We start from the raw sequence: 6183 nt of genomic DNA on the forward strand, positions 1-6183 counted from the left end.
TCCCGGGTAATGCGGCAGGCTTCGTTCCGCATTCGCTGGAATGATCGAGCACATGCTGGAGACCTCGGCCCGCCTGCTCGAATTGCTCTCGCTGCTCCAGCTCAAGCGTGACTGGACCAGCTCCGAGCTCTCCGGCCGGCTCGGCGTGAGCGCGCGGACCGTGCGCACCGACATCAGCAGGCTCCGGTCGCTCGGCTATCCCGTGGACGCGCGCCCCGGCGTCGCGGGCGGCTACCGTCTGGCCGCCGGGACGGCGATGCCCCCGCTGCTGCTCGACGACGACGAGGCGGTGGCCGTCGCGGTCGGACTGGGTGCGGTTGCCACCCAGGGGCTCGGCGTCGAGGAGACCTCGCTCACCGCGCTCGCCAAGCTGGAGCAGGTGCTGCCCTCGCGCCTGCGCCGCCGGGTCGAGGCGGTGCGCGAGGCGACGAGCGTGGTCCAGGGAGCGGTGCCGCCGCTCGATCTCGCGGCGCTCGGCGCGGTCGCCGCCGCGATCCGCGGCCACGAACGGCTCAGGTTCGGGTACACCAAGCCCGGGGGCAGCGAGACGGCGCGCCACACCGAGCCGCAGCGGCTCGTGACCTGGGGGTCCCTCTGGTACCTGCTCGCGTGGGACCTCGACCGTGACGACTGGCGGGTCTTCCGCGTCGACCGCATGGTCCCGCGCCCGCCGACGGGTGCGCGGTTCCGCCGGCGTGTGATCCCGGAGGACAAGGTCGTCGACTACGTGGTCCGACGCATCAGCAAGGGCGCCTGGCAGTACCGTGCCCGGCTGCTCGTGCACGCCCCCGCGGCACAGGTCGCCGCGAAACTCGTCGTCCCGGTCGACATCGAGGTGGTCGACGAGTCCTCCTGCCGGGTCGAGCTGGGTTCCGACGACCCGGACCGGCTCGCGCTGTGGCTGACCCAGCTCGACGCCGACATCGAGGTGATCGCGGGTGACGAGCTCGCGGAGGCGTTCGACCGCCTCGCGCGGAGGTTTCGCCGAGCGGCAGGCGGGGCGCCGACGGCGTGAACCGCCGTGGTTACGGGCTGCCTGCTGTCACGGCCGGTCTCCTCCGGTCTCGTGGTCCGACTGCTGCTGGATCGCCTCGGCGATCCGCTTGATGCGCCGGAGGCGGGCGTCCCACGTCTGGCCCACCTCGCTGAGCTGGGCGACGGCGCGAGCGAGCTGCGCGTCGTCGACCCGGTACTGCTTCTCCCGTCCGACGACGCCCGCGTGCACCAGCCCCGCGCGATCCAGCACAGCCAGGTGCTTGGCCACCGCCTGCCGCGTGACGGGCAGCCGCTCGCTCAGGGTCGTGGCCGTCCCGACGCCGTCCTCGAGCAGGAGGTCGAGAACCCGGCGCCGGACCGGTTCACCGATGGCCGACCACAGCTGGTCGTCAATCGCTGCGGTCATCGCGCGACCAGGCTCGGGGCGTAGGCCTGCAGCCGCGGGAGGAACAGGTCCCAGCCGCGCTCGTGGTCGTGGAAGGCCTCCTCCAGGACGGCGACCTCCCACCCCTTCTCCCGGAAGCCGGACTCGGTCAGCCGCAGCAGGGTGCCGGTCGCCGACGGCTCGAGCTGGAAGGTGACCAGCAGCGAGTTGCCCACCTCTGGCGACTCGCCCTCCGGCGCCGTCCACCGGAAGGAGAACCGGCGCGGGGGCTCCACGTCGACGACGACGAGCGGGGCCACCTTGGCCCGGTCGCCCCAGACCAGCTCCCCCGCCGCTCCGGGAACCGCGTCGAGCGTGGCGTCGTCGGGCCACCACTCGCGGATGTGCTCGGGCTGGGTGATGACCGCGAACACGACCTCCGGCGACGCGTCGACGTGGATCTGCCGTTCCAGGGTTCCGAACTCCATGACACACCTCTCATGCAACTATCGGTTGCGCATCACGGTACCGGGAGCACGGCGCCAATGCAACCATCGGTTGCATCCGCCGGACGTCGGAGCCAGTTGTCCCCACCCCCTCGCTGCCGTACCTTGGCCTCTCCCCCACACCGCCTCCAGGAGGTCGATCGTGTCTGTCGTCGTGCCCGAGAACGAGCTGACGGCGGAGCGGAAGTTCCTGAGCGAGGCCCGGACAGCACTCGCCGCGATGCGCGAGCGCGCCGAAGCCCTCGGTAGCGGCAGCGCCGCCGACGCGGTGAGCGCGGAGTTCCTCGACGCCGCGCTGGCACGCCGGGTCGCCCAGCTCGCCGACGACCCGCAGGTCCCCCTGTTCTTCGGTCGCATCGACCAGACGCCCGAGGGCGGCGGCGAGTCGTTCCACGTCGGACGGCGGCACGTCTCCGACCCGGACGGCGACCCTCTGGTCGTCGACTGGCGGGCTCCGGTCAGCGCACCCTTCTACCGGGCTACCCGGGACGACCCCATGGGCCTCGCCGTGCGACGCCGGTACGGGTTCGCCAACGGCACCCTCACGGGCTTCGAGGACGAGGACCTCGCCGCCCCGGCCGCCGACGGGACCCGCTCGGCGATCCTCGAGGCAGAGATCGAGCGTCCCCGCACCGGGCCGATGCGCGACATCGTGGCCACGATCCAGCCGGAGCAGGACGTCATCGTCCGCAGCGACCTGAGCCGGACCGTCGTCGTCCAGGGTGCGCCGGGCACCGGGAAGACCGCCGTCGGGCTGCACCGCGCCGCCTACCTCCTCTACGCGCACCGCCAGCAGGTCACGCGGCGCGGGATGATCGTCGTCGGGCCTAACAAGAGCTTTCTCCGCTACATCCGCGACGTACTGCCCGCCCTCGGTGAGATCGACGCGACGCAGACCACCATCGACGACCTCGTCGCCGAGCGCGGCCGGCTCCGGGAGACCGAGCCCGCCGCCGTCGCCGTCCTCAAGGGCGACGCGCGGATGGCGCGTGTGCTCCACCAGGCCGTCTGGTCCCACCTGACCGAGCCGGACGAGCCGCTCGTCCTGCCTCGCGGGTCGATGCGCTGGCGCGTCGCAGCGCACGAGGCGCGGCAGGTCGTCGGCGAGGTAGCGGGCCGCAACCCGCGGTACCTCCTGGGCCGCTCGCAGCTGCACCACGCCCTGGCGCACCGGGTCCTGGTCCAGATCGAGGCGGCGGGCGACGCCCTCGACGAGCGCGCCTGGGACGCCCTGGCCCGGACCAAGCCGGTGCGGGCCTACGCGAACGCCGTCTGGCCCGCGGTCTCTCCAGCCCCCGTGCTGTTCCGCCTGTTCTCCGACCCGGACGTCCTCGCCCGAGCGTCCGACGGCGTCCTCACCGCCGACGAGCAGCGCATGCTCCTCTGGGACCGGCCGACCCGCAGCGCCGGGAGCGCCCGCTGGACCCTGGCCGACCTCGTCCTCCTCGACGAGCTGTCCGACCTGCTCGAAAAGGTCACGCCCGTGGCCCACATCGTCGTCGACGAGGCCCAGGACCTCTCACCCATGATGCTCCGCGCCCTGGGACGCCGGGCCCGCAACGGCTCGCTCACGGTGCTGGGCGACCTCGCGCAGGGGACGACGCCGTGGGCCGTCCGCTCGTGGGCCGACGCCCTGACGCACCTCGACCAGCCCGACGGCCACGTCGAGGAGCTGACGGCCGGCTTCCGCGTCCCCGGGGACGTCATCGAGTACGCCGCACGCCTGCTGCCCCACATCGCTCCCGACCTCGAGCCGCCCGTCGCGGTCCGCCGGGCCCGCGGGCAGCTCACCCTGACCACGGCGCCGCTGCCCGGCCTGGTCGCCACCGCCCTGCGCGCGGAGGGCTCGGTCGGGCTCATCGTGCCCGACGTCGCCGTGGCCGCCACCCGCAGGTCCCTCACCGAGGCGGGGCTGCGGTTCGCCGTCGTCGGCGAGGTCGAGGCGGCTCCCGGAGCGCCTTCGGAGCCGGGCGACCCCGACGCGCCCTCGGAGTTCGACGCCCGGCTCGACCTCGTCCCGGCATCGCTCGCGAAGGGCCTGGAGTTCGACCACGTGGTGGTCGCCGACCCGGCCGGGATCGTCGCGGGCGAGCACGACCACGCCACCGGCCTCCGCCGCCTCTACGTCTGCCTCACCCGGGCGGTGACCTCGCTGGTCGTGCGGCACGACGACGACCTGCCCGGCGAGCTGCGACCCGCGTGAATCTGCGACCAGGCCTGATCCCCCTGAAGATGGGGTAGATCTCGGCGAGGGGGCCTCATGGCACGGACTTTCGGCGTGGAGGAGGAGCTCCTGCTCGTCGATGCCCGCACCCGGCTCCCGCTGGCAGCAGGGGACGACGCCGTCCACCTCGCCGGGCTCGCCGCGTCGCTCCCGCCGCACATGCCGCCCCGGCCCGCGCTCACGGTGGAGCTGCAGCGCGAGCAGATCGAGATCGTCGGCCCGCCGTGTGCCACGCTCGCGCAGCAGGTCTCGGCGATCCGGGAGGGCCGCCTCATGGCCGACGCCGCCGCCCGGGCGGTGGGCGGCCGCGCCGTGCCGCTTGCCACGTCGGTGTCCGCCGGGCTGCCGCACCTCGTGCCGGAGGCGCGGTACGAGCGCATCCAGCGGCACGTGGGGCTTCTGGCCGCTGAGCAGCTGACGTGCGGACTGCACGTGCACGTCGAGGTGGACGACCACGAGGAGGGCGTCGCGATCCTCGACCGGATCCGCGTCTGGCTGCCGGTGCTGCTCGCGCTGAGCGCCAACTCGCCCTTCTGGTACGGCGTCGAGACGGGGTTCGCCAGCTACCGGTACCAGGCGTGGACCCGCTGGCCGACGGCGGGCGCATACGAGCTCTTCGGGTCGGTGGCGGAGCACGACCGCCGCATGGACGCGGTGCTGCGCTCCGGCGTCGCCCTCGACCCGGGGATGCTCTACCACGATGCCCGCCTCTCGGCCCGGTATCCCACCGTGGAGGTGCGCGTCGCCGACGTGTGCCTCGACCCGGCGCACGCCGCCGTCGTCGCCACGCTGGTCCGGGCCCTCGTCGAGACGGCCGCCCGGCAGGCTCGGGAGGGTGTTCCCCCTGCTCAGGTCGGCGTGACTGAACTCCGGGCGTGGTCCTGGCAGGCGAGCCGGTTCGGCGTCGAGGAGCAGCTCATCAGCCCGGCCACGGGAGCACCTGCGCCGGCCGCCGACGTGGTGGGCGCGCTGCTCGACCTCCTGCGACCGGTGCTGGCCGAGTACGAGGAGGTCGCGCCCGTGGAGGTCGTGGTCGCGGAGATCCTCCACGGCGGGTCGGGGGCCCGGCGCCAGCGGGCGGCGTTCGCCGGGCGCGGCGACCTGATCGACGTCGTGGACGCGGCGATCGCGCTCGGCATCCCGGTGCCGCCTGTGGACGGGGACGACGAGCCCGGGTGACGCCGTTCCTGCACGTCAGGGTGGAAGAGGACGCCTCATCGCACGAGCAACCACGGGCGTGAGTCGGGCATCGGTTCGAGTCCTTGAGGGCTTGTGGTCACTCGCTGCAGGGCTGGCAATTCATCGAGCATCTCGCTGTGCGTCATCACGCCGCACAGGTCCAACCCCACGAGTTCGATCTGACGGCATGAAGCTAGTGGCCTGAGGTCGATCCGCGGAGGTGGTTTCGGGGTCCGATGGGGATTGACAATGAGGCGTTGAAGCCGTGGGAGCCGCTCAACTCCTTCAAGTGTTCGTAGGACTGGTCCCTCGATCTTGAGGTACTCGATCGGAAGATCCGTTGCCGAGTCGAACACCCATTCCGCCGATCGAGCCTGGCCCACGACATCTACCACGAGAGAGATCAGCCGCGCGCAGTGCTCGAACACTCCTAGCCGAACAACGGACGTCCGCCCGAGCTCCACCGATTCAAGTGAATCTGCGGCACTCCAATGACCATCAATGTTCCGCTGGTCGATCGACAACGAAGTGATCCGCGGGATGCGGTCAGTGGTAATAGGGCGATCAAGCCTCGCCGAGAGGCTAAGCACCTCCAGGCGGCCAAGGGTTTTCTGAGGAATCTCCGAGACCGGAGATCTCAGCCACAACATCAGCCAACGAAGATCGAGGCGATCGAGCCAGTCAAGTTCCATCTTGCGCCTGGAGGCGAGTCGCCCAGACTGCCAGAACATCAACCCGTCAACGCCGGACGATTCGAGTCGGTCGACGACCTCGGGCCTGGGAGCCTCCTCCAGATGCGCAACTCTCAGCGGCCCTAGCTGTACTGACCCGAGAGGTTGTTGACGCGGGCGATAGGCGTGAGGCCGCCGATGCCGAGGTGGGGTCGTTCCAGGTTGTAGTGCTTGAGCCAGGCA

At 71.8% G+C, this 6183-nt stretch carries 6 protein-coding genes; 3 read left to right on the forward strand and 3 right to left on the reverse strand.

Annotated elements, in window-relative coordinates:
- Positions 1–52: 52 nt before the first annotated feature.
- The gene (locus D1350_RS11285; RefSeq protein ID WP_125776093.1) at positions 53–1015 is read left to right on the forward strand and encodes a helix-turn-helix transcriptional regulator; all 963 of its coding nucleotides are present in this window, start codon (positions 53–55) and stop codon (positions 1013–1015) included.
- Positions 1016–1042: 27 nt separating this feature from the next.
- Here the strand turns inward: D1350_RS11285 and D1350_RS11290 are convergent, their stop codons facing one another.
- Positions 1043–1402, reverse strand: coding sequence for an ArsR/SmtB family transcription factor (locus D1350_RS11290; protein ID WP_125776094.1), 360 nt, complete (start codon positions 1400–1402; stop codon positions 1043–1045).
- Positions 1399–1848 carry an SRPBCC family protein gene (locus D1350_RS11295; protein ID WP_125776095.1) on the reverse strand — a complete coding sequence of 150 codons (450 nt, stop codon included), beginning with the start codon at positions 1846–1848 and terminating at the stop codon, positions 1399–1401. Before D1350_RS11295 ends, D1350_RS11290 begins: the two co-directional genes overlap by 4 nt.
- A 160-nt stretch (positions 1849–2008) precedes the next feature.
- Between D1350_RS11295 and D1350_RS11300 the strand changes: the two genes are divergently transcribed.
- Positions 2009–4069 (forward strand): HelD family protein, encoded by a 2061-nt coding sequence (locus D1350_RS11300; protein WP_240644038.1) that lies wholly within the window; start codon positions 2009–2011, stop codon positions 4067–4069.
- A 57-nt stretch (positions 4070–4126) separates the two neighbouring features.
- Positions 4127–5269, forward strand: a complete 1143-nt coding sequence (locus D1350_RS11305; protein ID WP_125776097.1) for a glutamate--cysteine ligase — start codon at positions 4127–4129, stop codon at positions 5267–5269.
- 35 nt (positions 5270–5304) lie between these two features.
- On the opposite strand, the gene D1350_RS11310 is transcribed toward D1350_RS11305, so the two are convergent.
- Positions 5305–5961: a hypothetical protein gene (locus tag D1350_RS11310; RefSeq protein ID WP_125776098.1), complete on the reverse strand. Its 657-nt coding sequence runs from the start codon at positions 5959–5961 to the stop codon at positions 5305–5307.
- Positions 5962–6183 lie beyond the last annotated feature (222 nt).

This window comes from Antribacter gilvus (assembly GCF_003946865.1).
In the GTDB taxonomy this organism is placed as follows: Bacteria; Actinomycetota; Actinomycetes; order Actinomycetales; family Cellulomonadaceae; genus Antribacter; species Antribacter gilvus.

Bases quoted from the DNA above. Each gene is read 5' to 3' on its own strand.
- D1350_RS11285 (WP_125776093.1), top strand. From the start codon at position 53: ATGCTGGAGACCTCGGCCCGCCTGCTCGAATTGCTCTCGCTGCTCCAG.
- D1350_RS11290 (WP_125776094.1), bottom strand. From the start codon at position 1,402: ATGACCGCAGCGATTGACGACCAGCTGTGGTCGGCCATCGGTGAACCG.
- D1350_RS11310 (WP_125776098.1), bottom strand. From the start codon at position 5,961: ATGGAACTTGACTGGCTCGATCGCCTCGATCTTCGTTGGCTGATGTTG.
- D1350_RS11305 (WP_125776097.1), top strand. From the start codon at position 4,127: ATGGCACGGACTTTCGGCGTGGAGGAGGAGCTCCTGCTCGTCGATGCC.
- D1350_RS11295 (WP_125776095.1), bottom strand. From the start codon at position 1,848: ATGGAGTTCGGAACCCTGGAACGGCAGATCCACGTCGACGCGTCGCCG.